Origin of the sequence: Arthrobacter sp. AK01 (assembly GCF_021109375.1) — a bacterium.
GTDB lineage: Bacteria > Actinomycetota > Actinomycetes > Actinomycetales > Micrococcaceae > Arthrobacter.
In genome coordinates, this window is sequence record NZ_JAJOHP010000029.1 from 1 (window position 1) to 21,366 (window position 21,366).

18 protein-coding genes and 1 pseudogene are annotated in these 21,366 nt (G+C 64.7%); 11 read left to right on the top strand and 8 right to left on the bottom strand.

Features of this window, described 5'->3' with window-relative positions:
- Nucleotides 1-242, top strand: a pseudogene (locus tag LN996_RS11900) (hypothetical protein); the annotation flags it as partial.
- 282 nt (nt 243-524) lie between these two features.
- Nucleotides 525-1,355, top strand: a complete 831-nt coding sequence (locus LN996_RS11905; RefSeq protein ID WP_231340590.1) for a DUF1684 domain-containing protein — start codon at nt 525-527, stop codon at nt 1,353-1,355.
- Here LN996_RS11905 and LN996_RS11910 read toward each other — a convergent pair.
- Nucleotides 1,352-2,623 (bottom strand): acyl-CoA dehydrogenase family protein, encoded by a 1,272-nt coding sequence (locus LN996_RS11910; protein WP_231340642.1) that lies wholly within the window; start codon nt 2,621-2,623, stop codon nt 1,352-1,354. The two genes, LN996_RS11905 and LN996_RS11910, sit on opposite strands and share 4 nt — an antisense overlap.
- Nucleotides 2,623-3,426, bottom strand: a complete 804-nt coding sequence (locus LN996_RS11915; protein ID WP_231340591.1) for an SDR family NAD(P)-dependent oxidoreductase — start codon at nt 3,424-3,426, stop codon at nt 2,623-2,625. The genes LN996_RS11910 and LN996_RS11915 overlap by 1 nt, the downstream gene beginning before the upstream one ends.
- 84 nt (nt 3,427-3,510) lie before the next feature.
- Between LN996_RS11915 and LN996_RS11920 the strand changes: the two genes are divergently transcribed.
- The 4 genes from LN996_RS11920 (at nt 3,511) to LN996_RS11935 (ending at nt 8,668) form a co-directional block, all read left to right on the top strand.
- On the top strand, nt 3,511-4,671 hold the full coding sequence (locus tag LN996_RS11920) for a glycoside hydrolase family 76 protein (RefSeq protein ID WP_231340592.1): 1,161 nt from the start codon (nt 3,511-3,513) through the stop codon (nt 4,669-4,671).
- 181 nt (nt 4,672-4,852) lie between these two features.
- Nucleotides 4,853-5,899, top strand: coding sequence for an iron ABC transporter substrate-binding protein (locus tag LN996_RS11925; protein ID WP_231340593.1), 1,047 nt, complete (start codon nt 4,853-4,855; stop codon nt 5,897-5,899).
- A 4-nt stretch (nt 5,900-5,903) separates the two neighbouring features.
- Nucleotides 5,904-7,505, top strand: coding sequence for an iron ABC transporter permease (locus LN996_RS11930; protein ID WP_231340594.1), 1,602 nt, complete (start codon nt 5,904-5,906; stop codon nt 7,503-7,505).
- Nucleotides 7,502-8,668 carry an ABC transporter ATP-binding protein gene (locus LN996_RS11935; RefSeq protein WP_231340595.1) on the top strand — a complete coding sequence of 389 codons (1,167 nt, stop codon included), beginning with the start codon at nt 7,502-7,504 and terminating at the stop codon, nt 8,666-8,668. Before LN996_RS11930 ends, LN996_RS11935 begins: the two co-directional genes overlap by 4 nt.
- Before the next feature lie 14 nt (nt 8,669-8,682).
- Here the strand turns inward: LN996_RS11935 and LN996_RS11940 are convergent, their stop codons facing one another.
- Nucleotides 8,683-9,276 carry a YdeI family protein gene (locus tag LN996_RS11940; protein WP_231340596.1) on the bottom strand — a complete coding sequence of 198 codons (594 nt, stop codon included), beginning with the start codon at nt 9,274-9,276 and terminating at the stop codon, nt 8,683-8,685.
- Nucleotides 9,277-9,377: 101 nt separating this feature from the next.
- On the opposite strand from LN996_RS11940, the gene LN996_RS11945 reads away from it, so the two are divergent.
- Nucleotides 9,378-10,100: a hypothetical protein gene (locus LN996_RS11945; protein ID WP_231340597.1), complete on the top strand. Its 723-nt coding sequence runs from the start codon at nt 9,378-9,380 to the stop codon at nt 10,098-10,100.
- Between the two features lie 5 nt (nt 10,101-10,105).
- Here LN996_RS11945 and LN996_RS11950 read toward each other — a convergent pair whose 3' ends face one another.
- From LN996_RS11950 to LN996_RS11970, 5 genes are read right to left on the bottom strand one after another with little or no spacing between them, the layout of a single operon-like run.
- On the bottom strand, nt 10,106-11,362 hold the full coding sequence (locus LN996_RS11950; protein WP_231340598.1) for a M20 family metallo-hydrolase: 1,257 nt from the start codon (nt 11,360-11,362) through the stop codon (nt 10,106-10,108).
- An 8-nt stretch (nt 11,363-11,370) separates the two neighbouring features.
- Nucleotides 11,371-13,092: an amidohydrolase gene (locus tag LN996_RS11955; RefSeq protein WP_231340599.1), complete on the bottom strand. Its 1,722-nt coding sequence runs from the start codon at nt 13,090-13,092 to the stop codon at nt 11,371-11,373.
- 8 nt (nt 13,093-13,100) lie between these two features.
- A complete protein-coding gene (locus LN996_RS11960; protein ID WP_231340600.1) occupies nt 13,101-14,507 on the bottom strand; it encodes a gamma-aminobutyraldehyde dehydrogenase in 1,407 nt (468 codons plus the stop codon).
- Between the two features lie 12 nt (nt 14,508-14,519).
- The gene (locus LN996_RS11965) at nt 14,520-16,142 is read right to left on the bottom strand and encodes a thiamine pyrophosphate-dependent enzyme (RefSeq protein WP_231340601.1); all 1,623 of its coding nucleotides are present in this window, start codon (nt 16,140-16,142) and stop codon (nt 14,520-14,522) included.
- A complete protein-coding gene (locus LN996_RS11970) occupies nt 16,139-17,470 on the bottom strand; it encodes an MFS transporter (protein WP_231340602.1) in 1,332 nt (443 codons plus the stop codon). Before LN996_RS11970 ends, LN996_RS11965 begins: the two co-directional genes overlap by 4 nt.
- A gap of 136 nt (nt 17,471-17,606) precedes the next feature.
- Here LN996_RS11970 and LN996_RS11975 point away from each other — a divergent pair, with 136 nt between their 5' ends.
- The 4 genes from LN996_RS11975 to LN996_RS11990 all read left to right on the top strand — a co-directional run bounded on the left by LN996_RS11975 (nt 17,607) and on the right by LN996_RS11990 (nt 21,363).
- A complete protein-coding gene (locus LN996_RS11975) occupies nt 17,607-18,818 on the top strand; it encodes a CdaR family transcriptional regulator (protein WP_231340603.1) in 1,212 nt (403 codons plus the stop codon).
- 156 nt (nt 18,819-18,974) lie between these two features.
- Nucleotides 18,975-20,342: an MFS transporter gene (locus LN996_RS11980; RefSeq protein WP_231340604.1), complete on the top strand. Its 1,368-nt coding sequence runs from the start codon at nt 18,975-18,977 to the stop codon at nt 20,340-20,342.
- Nucleotides 20,339-20,758, top strand: coding sequence for a RidA family protein (locus LN996_RS11985; protein ID WP_231340605.1), 420 nt, complete (start codon nt 20,339-20,341; stop codon nt 20,756-20,758). The genes LN996_RS11980 and LN996_RS11985 overlap by 4 nt, the downstream gene beginning before the upstream one ends.
- Nucleotides 20,755-21,363: an RraA family protein gene (locus tag LN996_RS11990; RefSeq protein ID WP_231340606.1), complete on the top strand. Its 609-nt coding sequence runs from the start codon at nt 20,755-20,757 to the stop codon at nt 21,361-21,363. Before LN996_RS11985 ends, LN996_RS11990 begins: the two co-directional genes overlap by 4 nt.
- Nucleotides 21,364-21,366: the final 3 nt, after the last annotated feature.

Below are 21,366 nucleotides of genomic sequence, written 5' to 3' on the forward strand. Positions count from 1 at the left end.
CCCCCACACCCAGCCCCCCCACAACCACCGCCACACCCGCCCCGACCTCGAACACCACAAGCCCGGTTGCTGTGCCGCCGACGATGGAACCGTCCGAACCTGCCCGAGAGGACGCCTCTGAGCAACTCGCCAATACCGGCACCCAAGGAGCAGCATTCGTGTTTGTTGCGGCAGCCCTGCTGGCTGTGGGTTCCGTGCTCGCCTTCGCAGGTGCCAGGTGGTCCCGGCGGCGGTCGCACTAGCAGGCGATCGTAGGAGCCCGCGGTAGGGCGAGAAGACCGTCGAGGGAGCTCCACGAAGGAGCAAGACAGCAGCGATGGGCCGGGTACGTGGTACTAGGCCCATCGATGCAGTCCAGAAATCTCGGCTCGCGCTGGCATGAGTTGGGGGCCAGCGCGGGCCGTTCCAATGTGGTGGTGACACCCGTTGTCGCTGCCCATGGATTCCGGGAATGGCGACGCCCGGCGCATAGTTGAGGGAAGTGCAACCACCGCGAACTGACGTGAACACAGCCGAGGAGACCCATGAGCTCGCCCACCACCGCAACCGACCCCCAGCTGGCCCGTTGGCAACGGTTCCGCACCGGTCGAAAGGAAGCGCTCTCCACCGAACATGGTTGGTTGACCCTGACGTCGTTCCAATGGCTTGAGGCTGCACCCTCCGAACTGGAACTCGTTCCCGGTCTCTGGTCCACCGACGGCACCACAGCATCTCTTTCAGCGAGCGCGGCTGACGGGCTCACTTTCGTTGAGACTGGAGAGAAGGTCGAAGGAACGGTCACTGCCGTGCTGGAAGACGAAGAGTCGCTGATGTGGGTCCAATACGGCGGCCCCAATGGCAAACAGGTGGTGGTGGAACTCGCCATGCGTGCGGATAAGTACGCTGTTCGCACCCGTGACAATGGCTCTCCCGTGCTGACGGAGTTCAGCGGCGTACCGGCGTACGATTTCAACCCTGATTGGATTGTCGGAGGCCGCTTCGAAGCCTATGCCGAGCCCCAGGACGTACCCATCGGCACAGCCAACCCGTTGGTGGACGGGGTCCATCGCTCAGTGGGCGAGGTGGTTTTCCGGGTACCGGGCGTCCCGCACGAGATCCGTCTTCACGCCGAAGAGGAGAAGCTGGGGGCCCTCAATGTGACCTTCCACGATGAAACCAACGGAGACACCACGGATGAGTGGCGCAAGGTATTCATCCCCCGCCCCCGTCCCGATGGCTCCGTGGTGATCGATTTCAACCGCAGTATCAATTACCCCAGCGCTTTCACGCCCTACGGAACGTGCCCCATGCCTGTCCGTGGCAATTCGATAGACGTGCGGGTGGAAGCGGGCGAGAAGCTCCCCCAGCAGGACTAGGCGATCGCCGAAACTCCCGTCACAGCGCGGCCAACGATGAGCGAGTTGATTTCGTACGAGCCCTCGTACGTGAAGATGGCCTCGGCGTCAGCAAAGATCTTGGCGATCCGGTAGTCGGTGACGATTCCGTTGCCGCCAAGAATGGACCGCCCCAGGGCTACCGTCTCCCGCATCCGGGCACTGCAGTATGCTTTCGCGAGCGCCACTTGTGCCATGTCTGCGCCGCCGTGCCGCACACCTTGGGCGTCGGTGTAGATGTCTTCCTGCAATTGCGCGATCCTGACCATCATCCCCATGCTGGCTACGGAGTTTCCCAACATGTCCACCAAGTGTTGCTGGATGAGCTGGAATTTGGCGAGCGGCCTGCCGAACTGCATCCGTTCCACGGCGTACTGCCGGGCTACGTCGAACGCTGCCAGTTGCTGGCCGACTGCCTGCCAGGCGACCATGATCCGGGATCCGCGCAGCAGGTGGTTGGTGTCGGCAAAGCTGCTGATGCCTGCGAAGCGATCTGCCTCAGCTACTTCGACATCCACGAAAACGATGTCGGCGTTCTGCACGGTCCGCAGGGCGATCTTGTTCTCGATGCGGCTCCGGGTGATGCCCGGCAGGGAGGCGTCAACGATGAACGCGCGCACGGCGCCGTCCGCCTCGTCCTTGGCCCACACCAGCATGTAGTCGCAGAACGTCCCGTTGCCGATCCAGCGTTTGGCGCCGTTGATCACCCAGTAGTCACCGCCGTCGTGGTCTGCCCGCTCAACGCGGTGGGCGGTGGTTTCCATACCTCCGGCAACATCGGACCCATGGTCCGGTTCGGTCAGCGCGAAGGCTCCGGTGGTGCGGAGGTTGGACGCGTCGTCGAGGTAGCGGTCCTGTTGGGAGTCGCTGCCGAAGTCGTACAGTGACTCCACGAAGAGATCGTGATGGACCATGAAGAACGTGGCAATTGAAGTATCAACGCGTGTCATCTCGGCGATGACCAGGCCGGCGAAAAGGTGCGTATATCCACGCTGTGCCGGAGCACTGAGCCGCAGGGCTGCGAGCTTGGGCAGGATGTGTTCCGGGAACTCGGCTTTTTCCCACCATTGCCCGGCATAAGGGGCTATCTCCGAGGCGAGGAAGGCCCGGAGTTCGTTGAGTTTCCGCTGTTCCTGGACGCTCAGCAGAGACTCGAAGTCGAAGAAGTCGGCAGTGGGCAGGTCCGCCACGGATGGCGGAACGGCGCCCGCCGAGCCAGAGTACACTGAACCGCCGCTGTAGTCGCCCATCATTTGAGCCCCATGCGGATGGCGCCGTCCAGCCGGATGGTCTCCCCGTTGAGCATGGCGTTCTCCACGATATGGGCGGCCAGGTTGGCGTACTCCGCCGCGCGGCCGAGGCGGGCGGGATGTGGCACCTGCTGGCCCAGGGAATCCTGGGCGGCTTGCGGAAGACCAGCCATCATGGGCGTTTCGAAGATGCCGGGCGCGATGGTGGCCACCCGGATCAGCGAACGGGCAAACTCGCGCGCCAGCGGCAGGGTCATGGCCGCTACGGCACCTTTCGATGCTGCGTAGGCAGGCTGCCCGATCTGGCCTTCGAACGCGGCGACGGACGCGGTGTTGATGACAACGCCGCGCTCGGGCCCGCCAAGTTCAGTGGAGACCGGCTCGGTTTCCACCATGGCTGCGGCGGCGAGGCGGATCACGTTGAACGTGCCCACAAGGTTGATCTGGATGACCTTGTTGAAATTTTCCAGGGGCAGCACGCCGTCACGGCCCAGGACTTTGCCCGGGGTGGCGATGCCGGCACAGTTGACGACGATGCGGAGCGGCCCAAGTGCAACTGCGGCGTCGACGGCGGCCTGCACCTGGGCCTCGTTGGTGACGTCGGCGGGGACAAAAACGGCCCGCGGAGCCGATGGGCTGTGTGGGCTGCCCGTGTTCACTTCCGCCGCGTAAACGTCCCCCGCCGACTGCGGCAGATCCACAAGGACCACCGAAGCCCCCGCGTCGAACAAACGCTTTGCGGTAGCGGCCCCCAACCCTGATGCCCCGCCTGTGATCAGCGCGACCGTGCCCTTGATGTCCATCCATCCTCCTTGATGCAGAACTCAAATCCGTTAATGCATGTTAACTGGAATTGTGAGCCAGCGCACCCTCGGTAGGCTGGGGACATGCCAGCCGATTCCTCCCCTGCCGAGCAGCCGCTCTCCTTCACGGAACGAACAGAGTGGGCAGAACGCGCCGACCACGCGGCCCGCTCAGTGACCCGCAATTTCGGCCGGCGCCTTCTTTTCCTGCCCGGCACCCACTTAGGTGCGGTGAGTATTCCCGCGAAAGCCGCCCGCAGCGTCTTCGGCCCTTGGCACTATTGGTGGCAGGCGCACTACGTCGATTGCTTGGTGGACGCCGGTCGTCGTGAATTGTCCACCCAAACAAAGTTCGACGGCGACTCCCGCCCCAGTGCGGGCAGGCTCGCTTCACGACTGGTCACCACCATCCGGTTGAGGAACCTGTTCAGGTTTGAGAACCACTTCTACGACGACATGGCCTGGCTGGCCCTCTCCACCCTGAGGCTCGAAAAGCTGGCGGAGGAGACCAGGAACCCGGGCCGTCGGCGCAATGCCTATGTCCGCAGGAAGCTGACGCTGCAGTTCGACTCGGCCTCGACGGAGGACCTGGGCGGTGGAACCTTTTGGAGCACCCAACGGGACTTCAAGAACACGCCGGCCACAGCTCCCGTGGCTCTGTACTTCGCACGGACGGACCACCGCGAGAGGGCGCAGTCCCTGGTGAACTGGCTCAACAGCAAGCTCTTCCACGCGGAACGGGGCGTCTACCAGGATGGGCTGAGGATCAAGAATGGTGAAACCGTCCTGGAAGAGTCCATCTATACCTATAACCAAGGCCCGATTCTGGGTGCCTTACTGGAACTTGGCGGCCAGGAAAATCTGGAACGGGCTGAGCATCTGGTTGAGTCGGTGGCCCGCGAGCTGACCGTCCCCGGGACTCGTGTGGTCCACGGCGATGGAACCGGTGACGGCGGCCTCTTCACCGGGATCCTCGTCAGGTATCTGGCGCTGGCCGCGCGGGACCACCGCCTACAGGAAACCACAAGGCGGACTGCCCGGGCCCTGGTGCACGCCACGGCTGAAGCTTTCTGGCTGACCCGGAGGGAAGCGCCCGAGCTGATGCGGGGCAAGGGCAGCGTGCCATTGATCTTCTCCCCCAATCCCCTGCGGCCGGCGAGCGGGACGTATCCGGCGGGTGCCGCCGTCGAACTTTCCACGCAGTTGCAGGCGTGGATGACATTTGAGGCTGCGGCCAGTATGTAAAACGAATTACGATACGCAACACTTCCGTAATTACCGTGATCCCTGTCACTTAAAGCTCTTTCGGCTTTTGAACAAAGGTATGGCTAACCTACGCTTTTTACGGCGGACCCCAACCTTCCCGCCAGCATGGACACGACACCACTGCCGTGGACTTCCATGCCTGTTCCCAGAAAGTAGCCCCATGAAGCTCCCCAAAAACGCTCTGGCCGGAATCGCACTCCTCGCCACCGCCGCTCTTGGCCTTTCCGCCTGCGGCTCCACCACCACCTCGCCGGACGCGTCCGGTTCGTCGGCCGCGGGCGATGGCATCACGGTCTACAACGCCCAGCATGAGAGCCTGACCAAGGAATGGATCGACGCCTTCACCAAGGAGACCGGCATCAAGGTCACCCTGCGCCAGGGCTCGGACACCGAAATGTCCAACCAGATTGTCCAGGAAGGCGCGGCCTCACCGGCTGACGTCTTCCTCACCGAGAACTCCCCTGCAATGGCGCAGGTGGAGAACGCAGGGCTGTTCGCCGACGTCGATAAAGCCACCATCGACCAGGTCCCGGCGGAATTCCGCCCCTCCACGGGGAAGTGGACCGGAATTGCTGCGCGCTCCACCGTCCTGGTGTACGACAAGACCAAAATCAGCGAGGACCAGCTGCCCAAGTCAATGCTGGATCTGGCAAACCCTGAATGGAAGGGAAAGTGGGCAGCGTCGCCCTCCGGCGCTGACTTCCAAGCCATTGTCTCGGCACTGCTTGAGCTCAAGGGCGAGGCCGCAACCGAAGAGTGGCTCAAGGGCATGAAGGAGAACTTCAAGGCCTACAAGGGCAACAGCACTGCCATGAAGGCCGTCAACGCCGGAGAAGTGGACGCGGCACTGATCTACCACTACTACTACTATGGCGACCAGGCCAAAACCGGCGAGAATTCCAAGAACGTCACGCCGTTCTACTTCAAGAACCAGGACCCGGGCGCGTTCGTTTCCGTCTCGGGTGGCGGCGTCCTGAAGTCGTCCAAGAAGGCGGCCGACGCGCAGGCGTTCCTGAAGTTCATCACGGGCAAGGCCGGGCAGGAGATCCTCAAGACCGGAACGTCCTTCGAATACGCCATCGCCTCACAGGTTGATGCCAACGAGAAGCTTGTTCCCATCAAGGACCTGCAGGCTCCCACGGTGGACCCCGCCAAGCTGAACTCCACCAAGGTCACTGAATTGATGACCAAGGCAGGACTCCTGTAACTCTGTGACCACCGAACAATCGGCTCCCAACGTTCCACGTTCAGAGGGAAGCACGACGACGGCGGGCCGGGGCAAGCGCCCCCGCCCGCCTTTCGGCGTTTCCACGGTGTCGTTACTGGCGGTGCTGATAGCGCTGTTTTCGCTGATTCCGCTGGGCTACGTGCTGTACATGACGGCCGCGACGGGCTGGGACACGGCCGTTGATCTCATTGTGCGTCCACGCGTAGGCGAGCTCCTGCTGAACACCGTTTTGCTGATGGTGTTCACCGTGCCGCTGTGCCTGGTGCTCGGAGTGGGCGGCGCGTGGCTGGTGGAACGAACCCAACTGCGCGGACACCGTTGGTGGGCCGTGGCGCTGGCTGCCCCGTTGGCTATTCCGGCGTTCGTCAACAGCTACTCCTGGGTGTCCGCGGTTCCCTCCTTGGAGGGCCTCTGGTCCGGGGTTCTGATCGCCACGCTGTCCTACTTCCCGTTGGTGTACATTCCGGCCGCTGCAACCCTTGGCCGGCTGGACCCAGCCATTGAACAGTCCGCAGCGTCGTTGGGCCTGGGCTCCTGGGCTGTCTTCGTCCGGGTGGTGTTGCCGCAACTGCGAATTGCCATGACCGGCGGTGCTCTGCTGGTGGCGCTGCACCTGTTGGCCGAGTATGGCGCCTTCGCGATGATCCGCTTTGACACGTTCACCACGGCCATCATGGTTCAGTTCCAGTCCACCTTCAACGGGACCGCAGGCAACATGCTGGCCAGCGTGTTGGTGTTCCTGTGCCTGCTCCTGCTGCTGGCGGAGGTCAAAAGCCGCGGCTCTGCCCGCTACGCCCGGATCGGCTCCGGCGCGCAAGCGAGGGCCATTCGGTTGCCCCTGGGGGGATACCAGCTGCCTGCGCAGTTGGCCCTCCTGGCCCTCACGGTCCTGGCTTTCGGGCTCCCACTCTGGTTTGTCCTCAAGTGGGTCATGGCGGGCGGTTCGGAAGTGTGGGCAGCCGAGGAGTTCGTCCCGGCGCTCCTTCAGACCCTCATGTACGGGGCGGCCGGAGCGATCGTCACCACGGTGGTGGCATTTCCCATGGCTTACCTTGCCGTCAGGCACCCCAGCTGGTTCAGCAAGATGCTGGAACTCTCCAACTATGTCACCAGTTCACTGCCGGGAATCGTGGTGGGCCTGGCGTTCGTCACCGTCAGCATCCGGGCCGTACCGGGGGTTTACCAGACCGCGGGAGTCCTGATTGCCGCGTACGTCCTGCTGTTCCTTCCACGGGCTTTGGTGAATATCCGTGCAGGCCTGGCACAGGCGCCCAAGGAACTCGATGAGGCCGCGCAGTCCTTGGGCAAGACCCCTTTGGCGTCCTTCTTCAAAGTGACGTTGCGGCTTACTGCGCCGGCCGCTGCAGGCGGTGCAGCGCTGGTCTTCCTTGCCATTGTCAACGAACTGACGGCCACCTTGCTTCTCTCGCCCAACGGCACGCGGACGTTGGCCACGGAGTTCTGGAGCAAAAGCAGCGAGATCGACTACGCCGGTGCCGCACCGTATGCGTTGTTGATGATTCTGTTGTCGGCCCCCATGACGTACCTTCTCTTCCAACAGTCCAAGAAAGTAGCCGGACAGTGACCGAACAATCCCCTTCCAGGCTTCCGTCACCGCGGGTGGCCCCCTCCGTGGCGCCCACCACGAATGCGCACTTGGATATCTCGGAGGTCACCAAGAACTTCGGTTCCCAGGCTGTCTTGAAGGGCGTCAACCTTTCTGTCGCCAAGGGCGGGACCACGGCAATCGTTGGCCCGTCGGGTTCCGGCAAGACCACGTTGTTGAGGCTGATCGCGGGCTTTGAGCATCCGGACACTGGATCCATCAGGCTCAGTGGCGCCCCGGTGGCAGGTGACGGCGTGTGGGTACCTGCCCACAAGCGGCAGGTAGGGTACGTCGCTCAGGACGGTGCCCTCTTTCCCCATCTGACGGTAGGACAGAACGTCGCGTTCGGCGTGGATCCAGGAAAGCTCGACGGCGGTCGCGGCGCCGTGAGGTCACGGGTGCAGGAACTGCTGGACATGGTGTCCTTGGACGCCTCCATGGCCAAGCGCCGACCCCACCAGTTGTCCGGCGGCCAGCAGCAGCGGGTCGCTTTGGCCCGTGCACTGGCCAGGGAACCCGAACTCATGCTGCTTGACGAGCCTTTCTCTGCCCTTGACGCAGGCCTCCGGGTGGCCACGCGCCGGGCCGTCGCCAAGGTGCTCAACGCTGCCGGCGTGACCACCATCCTGGTGACCCATGACCAAGCAGAAGCGCTTTCCTTCGCAGACCAAGTGGCCATCATGCGCGGCGGAAAGCTGGCTCAGATCGGCAATCCCTTTGTGGTCTACACCCGCCCGGCCGATCGCGCCACCGCCGAGTTCCTGGGCGATGCCGTCATTCTCGATGCGTGGATGGAGGGCTCGCTGGCTACCTGCTCCTTGGGCGGAATACCTGTCCGGCGCCCGCCGGCTCAGGGGAAGGTCCAACTCATGCTGAGGCCGGAGCAAATCCGCATTGCATCGGACGGGCCCATCCGCGGCGTTGTGGTGGACACAGACTACTTCGGCCCGGAGACCACGGTTCGTATCAAATTGGGTGAATACAAGGCCCCTGACGGTGGCGCCTCCGGCAACAGCCACCGCTATCCTGGCGGCGGCGAGATCATTACCATCCGGCATTGGAACGCCTCGATCACCAAGCCGGGCACGGAATTGTGCCTGCGTGTGGTGGGCGAAGGCGTGGCGTTCCCTTTCGAGTCCTGACCGGGCAAGTCCAACTACACCGGACGTTTCTTCTGCGGGTACGGCGCTTCGTGCCGGGCAAGCATCTCGACGAATCCGGCGATCTTGCGCGCCCGGGTTTCTGCCCGTTTGACCCCGTTGGTGCGATGGATGAGGGCAAAGCGGTTCTGGGACGTCAGGACGTCGAACATGGCTTGGGCCTCGGGAACTTCGGCGATCGCAGCTGCGAGGTCGTCCGGGACAACTGAGTCCGCGGGTCCGGCATAAGCGGCCTCCCAACGGCCATCGGCTTTGGCGGCCTCGACGGCGGCACGGCCTGCGTCGGTCATCTTGCCTACGGATTCCAACCGGGCGATGTGCCCCACGTTCCTTACGGACCAAATGCTCTTGCGGCCACGCGGCGTCATGCGTTGGAAGTAGCTGTCGGCGTCGCGGCTCCTGGCTTGCCCGTCGATCCAACCAAAGCACAGGGCCTCATCCAAGGCGGCGTCGTAGTCCAGTTCCGTGACGTTGCCACCCTTCTTGTGGAGGATCAGCCACACTCCGGGACTGTCCGCGGCATGTGCCGAAAGCCAGCCACGCCAAGCGGCACCGTCTGTAACCAGTAATTCCTCAAGCTCAATTGCCATGGGTTCATTCTGCTGTGAAACAGGCGGCCATTGACAAGGCCACACGGCATAGGCTGGAAGCTGACGCCACCGTACCTGCAGGACCCACCCCAGGAGGACCAATGTTGCGATCCCGCCCCACCCACTACACATCCCACCCCGAGCAGTGGGCCACGCTTCTTCAGGCGCTGGGGTTGTTCACCACCGTGGATGAGGGCGATTGGCGGGAATACGACGCCGGTTCGGGTCGCCTCGCGCTGGGCTACGTGGAGCACGGCCACCCGCTGGACGGATCCACGATCTTTGGGGTCGAGGCAGGAAACCTTGAGGAGTTTGCGCGGCGAACCGAGGAAGCCGGCACCCAGGCGGAAATCCACGAGTCACCCGACGGAACCACTGTGCGAATCTCCACTGAGGACGGGTTCGAGTTCTTCGCCTTCCCCGCCCGGCGGGCCCTGGACGGCACGTGGGCAACGTCGACGGAGGCCGATCCAGCCCTCACGGTGGTAGCCACTTGGGTCAGTCCCTTTGTGGGCCTTGCCGCCAACGACCTCCGGAACATCGGTGCCCGTCCGTCATCCGAGGACGACGAATCGGCCACGTTCACCACCAAGAACGGCGGAATCCTGCGGGTGATCCACGGCGCGGACGGCACCAACGGTGACCTCGCATTCGAGTACGACGGCGGACTGGAGCCGCTGCTGGACCGCCTCAGGGCGGCCAAGATAGAGGCCAGGATCAGCGAAGATGTCCTGTACGTCGCCAACCCGGATGCCGCGGGCGGTGCGGCGCCGGCGTCGATCGTGGTGGAAAGAACACCACCACAGAAGACGCCGGCCCCCTAACGCAGCTAGTCCTCCAACACCCCATCACAAAGCCGGCCGACAACTTCGGTGAGCATGGTCAGTCCGGCAACGATGTCCTCGTCCGTGGTGTATTCGTGCTCGTTGTGGGAGATGCCATCCACGCTCGGCACAAACAGCATCACGGTGGGGACGAGGTCCTTCATGTTGGTGGAGTCGTGTCCGGCCAGGGTCATGACTTCCTTGTTGGACAGGCCCAGGTCGGCGGCCACCTTCGCCGCGAGCTCAACGCCCTCCGGCTGGTACGGGGTGACGGCCCAGGAGTGTGAATGGTGCTTCTCCACCGAGACGTTGGCCAGCCGTTCGATCTCCGTGATGCGGGCGTGCAGCAGGGCGTCGGCCTCGGCCAGGACCGCTTCATCGGCGCTGCGCAGGTCCAGCAGCAGGTTCACGCGGGAGGGCACCACCACGGGCGAGTTCGGGTACACGTTCAGCTGCCCCACGGAGGTGTGGAGGGCGCCGGGGAAGCGATCGGCAAGTTCGCGCGCGGCAACCACCAGCATCGAGGCGCCGAGCAGCGCGTCCTTCCGGTCTGCGATCACCGTGGAACCCGTGTGCGCCTGCTCGCCGTGGACCACGAACTCGTACTTGTTCGCAGCCCAGTTGGAGCTGACCAGGCCAATCGTGACGCCTTCGCGTTCCATGCTGCGGCCCTGCTCGATGTGGATCTCGGCGCAGTAGGCCGCCTCCGGCCCTTCAAAGGTTCCACGGCAGCCGATCGCGTCCAAGGCATCGCGGACGGTAACCCCGGCGGCGTCCTTGGTGTTGAGGGCGTCTTCAAGTTCCAGCTTGCCGGTGTAGACGGACGAGCCCATCATGGACGGCTTGAAGCGGCTGCCTTCCTCGTTGAACCAGTTGACGACGGCGAGGTTGAACTTGGGTGCCGTGGCGCCGGCTTCCCAGCGGGCTGCCAGGCGGAACGCGGCGTGGGCGGCGGCGAGGACGCCGTAGGCGCCGTCGTAACGGCCCGCCGTCGGCTGTGAATCCATGTGCGAGCCGACCACCACGAAGGGTGCACCGGGCACGGCTTCGTAGAGGCCCCACTGGTTCCCGGCGTGGTCGAACTTCACGGTGAAGCCGTGCTGCTCAAGGAGGCCTGCCAGCCAGCGGCGCTGTTCACCGTCAGGAATGGTTGCGGCCTGGCGGTCCACGCCGCCGTTCTCAGTGGCACCGAAGGCGCTCATGGTCCGGAAGTCCTGGACGAACGCGGTGTCCTGCGTGGTGAAACTTGTGGTGGTTGTCATGGTCTCCCCTATGAGCTCTGGGTGGCTGAAACACGCGCCGCGAACGGACTTTCCGGGGAAAGTGCCGCTTGGAAGTCGGGTGATTGGTAGGTAAAGCGGCCTCCGACGGCGGTGGCCAGGACCTGCAGTTCGCTGATGGCCGGTGCCGTCAACGGTGAAGCGGAAAGGACGGTGAAGTCGGCGAGTTTGCCCGGCGACAGGGTGCCCTTGTCCGCAAGGGAACCCGTTGCTGCGGCGGCTCCGGACGTGTAGGCGGCCAATGCTTGGTGGGGTGTCAGGCGCTCCGCCGGGTTCCCAAACACCGAGCCGGATTCGGTCCGGCGGTCAACGAACGCCTGCATGCCACGCAGGACGTTTCCGTCGGCGACAGGCCGGTCCGAGCTTCCGGCGAGCACCACTCCGGCTTCCAGGAAGCTGGCTGCCCGGTAGGCCCACGGCAAACGGTCCGGTCCCAGCGAAGCGGTCATGCCGTCCCCGCCGTCGCGGAAGAAGCTCGCCTGCGGTGTCACGGCAATGCCGGCGTCCGCAAGCCTCTCGAGCTGCTCCGGACGGGTCATGGAGGCGTGCTCGATCCTGTTGGGCACGCGGCGCGGCCCATACGCAGCCTGGCAATCCGTGATGATGTCCACGGCGAGGTCCACGGCCCGGTCCCCGATGGCGTGCGCGGCAATGGACCAGCCGGCGGCGTAGGCGGCCTCGATGCGTTCCCGCAGCTGGGCCGGGTCCGCCTGGAAGTAGCCGGTATTGCCTCGGTTGTCCTTGTGTCCGTGGCTGCAGAACTCGTGGCTCACGGCAGCGGTTTCGCCCAGGAGTGAGCCGTCCAGGAAGACCTTGGCGGGGCCGAGGGAAAGGAACTCGTTCCCGAATCCGCTGGTGATGCCAAGATCCAGTCCGGCCGGCGCGGCACCTGGGCTGTCCGAAGAATGGCCGTTGAGTCCGTGCAGTACGTCCAGCACCGGCATTACCTGTGCCCTGGCGTGCAGCCGGCCGGTGGCCGCAGCGCCCTGGTAGGCGGCGAGCTCGGCCGGGCTGTGCCCGATCCAGCCGCCGCCCACTCCGGCTTCGGTGAAACTCGTGATGCCCTCGGAGGCGTAATACAGCGTTGCCCGTTCAAGGGCGGCCTCGATGTCCTCCAAGGCATACGGCAGGATCAGCTGCTGGATCAGTTCCTGGGCCGTCTCCTGGACGAGTCCCGTGGGCCGTCCCGCTTCGTCACGGACGATCGCGCCGCCGTCGGGATCGGGGAACGACGGCGACTCGGCACCTGCCAGCCGCAGCGCAGCGGTGTTGACCACCGCCATGTGCCCTGAGTTGTGCCGCATGAACAGCGGCCGCTCCCCCGTGATCCGATCAAGCTCGTCGATATCCGGGAAGGAACCGCCGTGCTGGGTCTGGCTGAAACCGGTGGCGAAAAGCCACCCCTCGCCGTCGGACCCGGCGTTTGTGGCAGCGCCCCGCAGCAACTCATAGAGCTCCTCCAGGCCGCGCGCGCCGGACACGTCCAGTTCCGCCAGGCCCAGCCCGAACCATGTGGTGTGGCAATGGGCGTCGATGAAGCCCGGAGTGAGCGTCGCCCCGGCGAGGTCCAGGACCTCGACGGCGTCCAAGCCGTCCAGGTCCTCGTCGAGGCCCACGATGCGTCCCTTCCAGATGCCCAGCGAACTGGCCACGGGGCGGTCCGGATCCATGGTGATGATGTCTGCGTTCCGCAGGAGGAGGTCGAGTTTCATGTCAGGTTCTAGCGGTGCGAGGTGGTGACGGACTTGATGCGGGTGTAGTCCTCGAGGCCGAACACCGAGAGATCCTTGCCGGTGCCCGAGTGCTTAAAGCCACCGTGCGGTGCTTCGGCCGGGATCACTTGGTGGCAGTTGATCCAGACGGCGCCGAAGTCGAGTTCGTTGGACACGCGGGTGACTACGCCATGGTTCTCGGACCAAACACTCGATGCCAGCGCGTACTTGGTGCCGTTGGCGAGCTCGATCGCTTCTTCCTCGGTGGAGAACGGCTGGACCGTCAGCACAGGGCCGAAGATTTCATCGCACACCACTTCGTCTGTTTGGAACACACCGTCAATGACTGTCGGCTCAAAGTGGAAGCCGGTTCCGGTGCGCTTGCCGCCGGACAGGACGCGGGCGTTGGCAGGCAGCCGGGACATGAACCCCTCCACCCGCTCCAACTGGGCGGCACTGTTGAGCGGGCCAAGGTCGGCCTCCTCGCCCCCTACCTTCAAGGCGGAAGCGGCATCGGCCAGGGCTGCTGCGAATTCCGTGTGGATGTCCTGGTGGACCAGCACTCGGGTCACCGCGGTGCAGTCCTGGCCGGCGTTGAAGAAGGCCGCAAGGGCGATTTCGCTGGCGGTCCGCCGGATATCGACGTCGGCAAACACCACGGCGGGCGCCTTGCCGCCAAGTTCAAGGTGAACGTCCTTGAGCGTCTTGGACGCCGCGGACATGACCTGGGCACCGGCCCGGGTGGAGCCGGTGATGGAGACCATCTCCGGGATGTCGTGGTCCACCATCGCGGCGCCGGCTTCGCGGCCACCGCAAACAACGTTAACGACGCCGGCCGGGTAGACCTGCTGTGCCAGTTCACCCAGGACCAGAGTGGACCAGGGGGTGGTGTCGGCAGGCTTGAGGACCAGGGTGTTGCCCGCCGCGAGGGCTGGCCCGATCTTCCAAATGGCCATCATGAACGGGTAGTTCCACGGCGTAATCTGGGCAACCACACCAATGGGCTCCCGCCGGATGGTGGACGAGAAGCCCTCCACGTACTCAGTCTGGGCCGTCCCTGAAACCACTCGGCATGCTCCGGCGAAGAAGCGCAGTTGGTCCGCGCCGCGCAGGATTTCAAGCTCTTTGGTGAGGGCGGACGGCTTGCCGGTGCAGGCAACCTCGGCCTCGACCAGACGGTCAACATTTGCCTCGATAAGGTCGGCCAGCTGCAACAGCAGCGACTGGCGCGTTCCCGGCGTCGTGCGCTTGTAACTCTTGAAAGCTGCGGCAGCGGCCTGGAAGGCGGAGTCGACGGCGGCCGCGTCACTGTCAGGCGCGGTGCCGATCTGCTGGCCGGTGGCGGGGTCGAAGAACGGCAGGCTGGCCGCGGCGTCCACGGACTCGCCGTTGATGATGTTCTGAAGCTGAATCACAGGAGGCTCCGGTCAGTTCGTTGAAGTCTTGGGAGAACGCGTGGTGGGGTCCTGCGGCAGGTGCAGCAAGGCCGGGAGGCCGGAGTCGACGGCGCGGCGGAACGCTGCCGAGAAATCTTCCGTGCGGTCCACGCGCTCGCCGTAGCCGCCGTAGGAACGGGCGAGTGCGGCGAAGTCCGGGTTGGTCATGTGGGTGCCGGAGGGGCGGTCCGGGTAGTGCGCTTCCTGGTGCTCGCGGATGGTGGCGAAGATGCCGTTGTCCACCACCAAAACGATGAACGCGGCGCCGTAGCCCATGGCCGTGGCGATTTCCTGGCCGTTCATCATGAAGCAGCCATCGCCGGCGACGGAGATGACCTGGCGGCCGGGGTATGCCAGCGATGCTGCCACGGCTGCGGGAATCCCCATGCCCATGGCGCCGTTGCGCGGAGCGGCCAGGGAGTTGGCCGAGTTGTGGTCCAGATACCGTGCGGGCCACAGGGCGTGGTTTCCGGCGCCGAAGGTGAGGACGGCGTCGTCGGCCATTTCCTTTGTGAGGACTTCCATGGCGACGCCAAGGTCGACGCCGATGCCGCCGTCGGGCCGGGGCGTGGAGAACGTTATCTGATCGGCGCGGGCGCTGGCGAACCAGCCTTCCTCGCGGTTGCCCGCCCCGGCCGTGCCAGGGAGGGCCGCGGCAAACGCCGTGACATCGGCGATGATGTGCTGGTCCACCCGGCCGAAGTGGCCCAGGAGGTTGGCGTCGGCGTTGACCACCACGGTGTCGGCGTTCAGTCCGCGCTTGTAGCCATCGGAGAGGACGTCACCGCGAACGCAGCCAACAAAGACGATCAGATCGGCGTCGTCCAGGCGTTGGGCGTTGGCGTCGCTGCGGCCGTAGCCGAGGAAGCCGGCGTAGGCGTCGCTGCGGTGCGGGACGGCGTCGTAGGCACGGAAGTCGGCCACCACCGGGATGCTGTTGCGGCTTGCCCAGGCGGCCAGCTGCTCGCCGGACTGCTGCGTCCAGCCTTCACCGCCGACGACGACGAGCGGCTTGCGTGCCGCCGCCAGCTTTTGGTTCAGCTCATCCAGGTCAACGGGGGCTGGCTCCGGGCGGGCGATCCTGCGGGGTTCGACGGTGGCGTTCTCCACGACGTGTACCAGCACGTCTTCCGGGAGGCCGATCACTACGGGGCCGGGTCGGCCGCTGAGGGCCGTGAAGATGGCGTCGTCCACAACGCGGGCTGCGGAGGCGGCGTCGTCGAGCGTGACCACTTTCTTGGCCGTGCTGCCGAACCAGGCGTTGATGTCGAACTCCTGGAAGGACTCCCGGCCACGGTCGGCTACCGGGATCAGGCCCACGAACAGGATCAAGGGCGTGGCGTCCTGGTATGCGGTGTGGATGGCGATGAAGGCGTTGGCTGCGCCAGGACCGCGGGTGACCATGGCGACGCCCGGGAGCTCGGTCAGACGGCCTTCGGCCAGTGCCATGAACCCGGCGCCGCCTTCCTGGCGGGCCACCACGTTTTGGATCGGCGAGCCGTGCAAGCCGTCAAGGACGTCGAGGAAGCTCTCGCCCGGCACGGTGTAGACGCGCTTGATTCCCGCGCGTTCGAGTTGGCCGACAATCAGGTGGCCTGCGGTGGTGGTGCTCAATGCTTCATTCCTTCTTCTTCGATGGAAAGGGCGGGGAGGAACAGTCCGGACAGCGCCGTCAGCACGGAAACCACCAGCAGGATGATGGCGCCGGGCCAGAAGGAGTTGTTGGCTGCCACCAGGGCGGTGGCGATCAGCGGCACGAAGCCGGAGATGACGCCGGCGGTGTTGGACGTGATGGCGACGCCGGTGTAGCGGACCTTCGTGGCGAACAGGGCAGTCAACGCGGTACCGGAGACGGCGTACGGGATGGAGAGGACGGCGACGCCGATCATCATGCCCAGGACAACAAGGACGGGGTTGCGGCTGTCGATGGCCAGGAACACGGGAACTGCGATAAGCGCCGAGGCCACGCCGCCCCAGAGGATCACCTTGCTGGCGCCGAATTTCTCGCCCAGTCGGCCGGCCCAGATGAGGGCGCCGATCTCCAGGGCTGCAGCCAGCAGGGTGCCCATGAGCAGGAGTTCAGAGGGCAGCTTGAGGACTTTGGTGCCGTAGAAGACCACGAAGCTGGTGATGAGGTAGAAACCGCCGATGCCGAGCAACGCCGAGCACATACCCACCAGGATCTGGCGCCAGCTGTTCTTCAGGACGCCGCGGATGGGAGCGTGTTCGGTTTCTCCGGATTCCATCAGGGCTTCAAATTCGGGTGATTCGCTGAGTCGGCTGCGGATCCACAGGGAGATGGCAAGCAGCGGGATGGCGGCGATGAACGGGATGCGCCAGCCCCACGCGTCAAAGTTCGTTTGGCCCACCAGGAACAGCATGCCGAAGAAGCCACCGGAGGACAGGATGGTGCCGATCGGGGAACCGATCTGCGGCAGGGCGGCGTAGCGTGCGCGCTTCTCCACTGGAGCATTCTCGACGGCGATGATCACCGCGCCGCTCCACTCGCCACCCACGGCAAGGCCCTGGACAATACGCAGGGCCACCAGCAGGATGGGGGCTGCCAGGCCGATGGTCATGTAGTTCGGCAGGAGGCCGATGAGGCCGGTGACAATGCCGATGCCCACGATCGTGACCATGAGGATCTTCTTGCGGCCAACCTTGTCCCCAAGGGCACCGAAGATGAAGCCACCGATCGGGCGGGCCACGAAGCCGACCGCGAGCGTAGCGAAGGAACCCATGGCCGCCACGAAGGGGTCCTGGGAAACGAAGAACTGTGCGTTGAACACCAGCGCAGCGGCTGTGGTGAAAAGGAAGAAGTCGTACCATTCCAGTGCAGTGCCCACGAGGGCAGCCAGGGCCACCTTCTTGGTAACGCTTTCATCGACGACGCGTACTGCCGTGGGACTTGCGTCCGTGGCTCCGCTGACCGTGCTTGCCATAGTTGCTCCATGAGTGCGAACGGGACCGGACGTTGGGGGTGCCCGGGCAAATTTGTGTGACTCAATCCATAGTGCCAGTAGTTTTCCCCAAAAAGACTAGCGATACACCACGGAATCAGGGCGCTAGAATGTGTGAATGCACAATTCCGAAACTTCAGGGCATTCTGTTCGTTGGGCCGAGTTGGTGGATGAGCTCGAAGGCAGGCTGGACACCTTGGCGCAGGCCTTCACCACGAGGGTTCGCGAGATCCCCGAATACGGCGAAAGCCAAGTGACGGTCCTGGAAATCCAGGAGACCGCGCGGGAGACATTCCGGCGCCTGATCAGCGGCCTCAGGAATGGCAAGGCGGACAGCAGCGAAGGATTGCTCGACTTCGCCTCGGACCTCGGTTCCAAGCGGGCCAGGGCCGGTATTCCACCAGAGTCCCTCACCTCTGCCGTCCGCCTGGACTTCAGCATTCTGTGGGCCGAACTGCTGGAAATCGCCGACACTGCGGACGCCGCCCTACTGGCGACACGGGTGGACCAGGTGTGGAGCGTCGTGGACGAGTTCGCCACCCGCACGCACACCAGCTACCTGACCGAGCGCGTCAGGATGGCCCAGGAAGAATCGAGCATTCAACGCGAGTTCATTGCCCGCCTGTTCAACCAGAGCAGCCCTTCCTCGGAAACCTCCGCCCAAGTGGCTTCCGCATTGGGCATCAACCCTGAATCACGCTTTGCCCTGGTGGCCGCCAGCGGCGATCCCGGGGCGCGGCTCAGGGCGGCAACGTCCCAGTTCGGATCCGGGCAGCACCTCCGGCAACGGCTGTTCCTGCATGAATCGGGCGGCAACACCTATGTTTTCTGGGCTCTGCCTGCAGTTCGGACCCGCGGCCCTGAACCCCGTGGCGAGACGCGCAGCCCGGAAGCCGAAGGTCAGCAGCTGCCACCCGGCGTCGTGAACGTCCCCTGCGGCTACGTGCCCGAGGTCCTTGGCCTCCGCGCCCTCCCAACAGCGGCCCGAACAGCCGAGAGCCTCGCGGCACTCCTGCGTCCCCGCGATGCCGGACCGCTCTCCGCCGACTCGGCCTGGGCGCGACTGGCCCAGCAAAACCTGCAGGACGCCGGGCTGGACCTCGCCGCGGAACTCGAGGAAGCCCTGGCGGAGTGCCGGGGCGGCGAGCGCGAGCGCCTGCTCGAAACAGTCCGGAACTACCTGGCCACCGGCAACGTCACCGTCACCTCCGAGCAACTGTTCTGCCACCGCAACACCATCCTCAACCGGCTCAACCGCTTCCAGGAGCTCACGGGAATCGATCTCGCCGTTCCCGCGAAGACGGCCAGGTTGGTGGTGGCATGGGCGTAACTCTCTCGCGGGCGCAGGGGCGAGCCGATGTGTGTTCCCACATTCCAAGCTCCCTTTTGATGGAATTTATGCCATTGATGGTGTGATCGGGCACACACCATAGTTGTAGCTACCTTGCACCGGACACTCGTCCCCGCACCCCATCCGGAGAATCTGATGGCCCACACGGTAGATACTGCCCCCGCATCATCGTCCAGGCTCGACCTGGCAAAGATGCGCAAGATTGCCCTCGCCAGCGTTATTGGCACCACCGTCGAGTGGTACGACCTTTTCGTCTTCGGGACGGCGTCGGCCCTTGTCTTCAACAAGATCTTCTTCCCCAGCTTTGATCCGATCGTCGGCACCATGCTGGCCTTCGGTACGTTCGCTTCCGCCTACATTGCCCGCATGGTGGGCGCCATCATCTTCGGTCACTTCGGTGACCGGCTGGGCCGCAAGTCCATGCTGCTGGTCTCCCTCCTGACCATGGGTGCGGCTACCTTCGCCATCGGCCTGCTGCCCGACTACAACAGCATCGGCATCATGGCCCCGCTCCTGTTGCTGTTCCTGCGCGTCATCCAGGGCCTGGCCCTCGGCGGCGAATGGGGCGGTGCCGTCCTCATGACGGTTGAACACGCTCCTCCCGCCCGCCGCGGCTTCTACGGCTCCCTCGTACAGGTTGGCGTTCCCGCCGGCACCCTCATCGCCAACGTAGCCTTCCTGATTGTGGCCTCCACGGTCAGCACCGAAGCCCTGTACTCGTGGGGCTGGCGTATCCCGTTCCTGGCATCTGTCCTCTTGGTCAGCGTGGGCATCTACATCCGCCTGCACATTGAGGAAACCCCGTCCTTCCAGGCCGTCAAGACCGCCGGCGCCAAGGCGAAGATGCCGTTCGCCGCACTGATGGCCAAGTACTGGAAGCAGGTGGTCCTTGGCGGCGTCGCCACCCTGTCCACGGGCAGCACGTTCACCTTGCTGGTTGCTTCCGGCGTCTCCTACGGCAAGAAGGAACTGGGCCATTCCGAGAGCCTGATGCTCTGGGTAGTCCTGGCATCCTGCATCCTGGGGCTGTTCCTCATCCCGTTCTTCGGCAAGCTCTCGGACAAGTTCGGCCGCAAACCGATCATCTTCGCCGGCGTTGCCGCCGAGGCCGCCCTCGCGTTCCCCATGTTCTGGCTCATGGATACCAAGTCGGTGGCACTGCTCTTTGTTGCTTACCTGGCCATGATGACCGCGTTCTGCGCCAACTACGGCCCCATCGCCACGTTCCTCGCCGAGCTCTTCGGCTCCAAGGTCCGCTACTCCGGCCTCTCCGTGGCCTACATGCTCTCCGGCTTGCTGGGCAGCGCCGCCACGCCGTTCGTCACCACGTGGCTGCTGGGCATGACGGGACAGAGCTCCTCGATCGCCTGGTACATCATGGCCGCGGCCGGGCTGTCCTTGGTGGCCCTCTTCCTGCTGACCGAGACCCGGTACGGCAACATCGACGCCGTCGATGAAGCTCCGGCCCTGGCCGGCTCCACGGAAGCCGCGGAAGCGAAGTGAAGCCAAGCACCATCGGGCGCCAGGCTGGCCCCCCCCCCCCCCCCCCCGCCGTCGGGCCCTTTTCCCCAGCGGTCATTGCCAACGGTTTTGTCTTCACCTCCGGCCAGATCCCCGCGATCACCGGCCTGGACCATCAGCCGGACACCTTTGAAGGGCAAGTCCGGCAAACCATCCAGAACCTCGCGGGCGTGTTGGAAGCCGCCGGATCCAGCCTTGAACACGTAGTCAAGGTCAACACCTACCTGACCAGCCAGGACCAGCTGGAGGAATACAACCGGGTGTACGTGGAGTACTTCGGCACCGCCAAGCCGGCGCGGACCACCGTGTGCGTGAGCCTGTGGGGCGTGTCCCTGGAAATCGAATGCGTAGCAGTGCTGGCTAACATCACGCCGGACACCCCGGAGGAAACCCCATGACCCCAACACTCCTTGGAGACCTGGCAGCAGTCAGCTACCCGACCATCGGCCACTTCCTCGAGGACGGTTTCGTCTCCCCTGCCATCCAGTCGCTGCTGGCAAACGTGAAAATCGCCGGACCCGCCGTCACCGTACGCATCGAGGACCACGACGCCATCGCCATGAACCACGCCCTGCTCGCGCTCCAACTCGGGGACGTGCTGGTGGTGGACATGGGCGGTGACCACCAGCACGCGCCCGTGGGGGCCGTAACGGCAGCCGCGGCGCTCGCCCAAGGAGCGGCCGGCGTCGTGGTTGATGGCGTGGCCACCGACGTCCTGGAACTGAGGGAGGCCGGCCTTCCGGTGTTCGCCCGCGGGACGTCATGCCTGACCACCAAACGCCTGTACGGGACCGGCTCCGCCGTCAATGTTCCAGTGCACTGCGGAGGAGTGGAGGTCAACCCCGGCGACCTTGTCCTGGGCGACGACAACGGGCTGGTCATCCTCTCCCCCGAAGCTGCCCGCGAGGTGCTGGGGAAGGCACTCGCGTCGGACGCGGCCGAGCCGGCCATCCTTGCGCGCATAACATCCGGGGAGCCCCTCGAATCCATTCTGGCGCTCTAATAC

What these genes read in the sequence shown, in the direction of transcription:
- LN996_RS11905 (WP_231340590.1), top strand. Translation starts at nt 525, where the DNA reads ATGAGCTCGCCCACCACCGCAACCGACCCCCAGCTGGCCCGTTGGCAA.
- LN996_RS11910 (WP_231340642.1), bottom strand. Translation starts at nt 2,623, where the DNA reads ATGGGCGACTACAGCGGCGGTTCAGTGTACTCTGGCTCGGCGGGCGCC.
- LN996_RS11915 (WP_231340591.1), bottom strand. Translation starts at nt 3,426, where the DNA reads ATGGACATCAAGGGCACGGTCGCGCTGATCACAGGCGGGGCATCAGGG.
- LN996_RS11920 (WP_231340592.1), top strand. Translation starts at nt 3,511, where the DNA reads ATGCCAGCCGATTCCTCCCCTGCCGAGCAGCCGCTCTCCTTCACGGAA.
- LN996_RS11925 (WP_231340593.1), top strand. Translation starts at nt 4,853, where the DNA reads ATGAAGCTCCCCAAAAACGCTCTGGCCGGAATCGCACTCCTCGCCACC.
- LN996_RS11940 (WP_231340596.1), bottom strand. Translation starts at nt 9,276, where the DNA reads ATGGCAATTGAGCTTGAGGAATTACTGGTTACAGACGGTGCCGCTTGG.
- LN996_RS11945 (WP_231340597.1), top strand. Translation starts at nt 9,378, where the DNA reads ATGTTGCGATCCCGCCCCACCCACTACACATCCCACCCCGAGCAGTGG.
- LN996_RS11950 (WP_231340598.1), bottom strand. Translation starts at nt 11,362, where the DNA reads ATGACAACCACCACAAGTTTCACCACGCAGGACACCGCGTTCGTCCAG.
- LN996_RS11955 (WP_231340599.1), bottom strand. Translation starts at nt 13,092, where the DNA reads ATGAAACTCGACCTCCTCCTGCGGAACGCAGACATCATCACCATGGAT.
- LN996_RS11970 (WP_231340602.1), bottom strand. Translation starts at nt 17,470, where the DNA reads ATGGCAAGCACGGTCAGCGGAGCCACGGACGCAAGTCCCACGGCAGTA.
- LN996_RS11975 (WP_231340603.1), top strand. Translation starts at nt 17,607, where the DNA reads ATGCACAATTCCGAAACTTCAGGGCATTCTGTTCGTTGGGCCGAGTTG.
- LN996_RS11980 (WP_231340604.1), top strand. Translation starts at nt 18,975, where the DNA reads ATGGCCCACACGGTAGATACTGCCCCCGCATCATCGTCCAGGCTCGAC.
- LN996_RS11990 (WP_231340606.1), top strand. Translation starts at nt 20,755, where the DNA reads ATGACCCCAACACTCCTTGGAGACCTGGCAGCAGTCAGCTACCCGACC.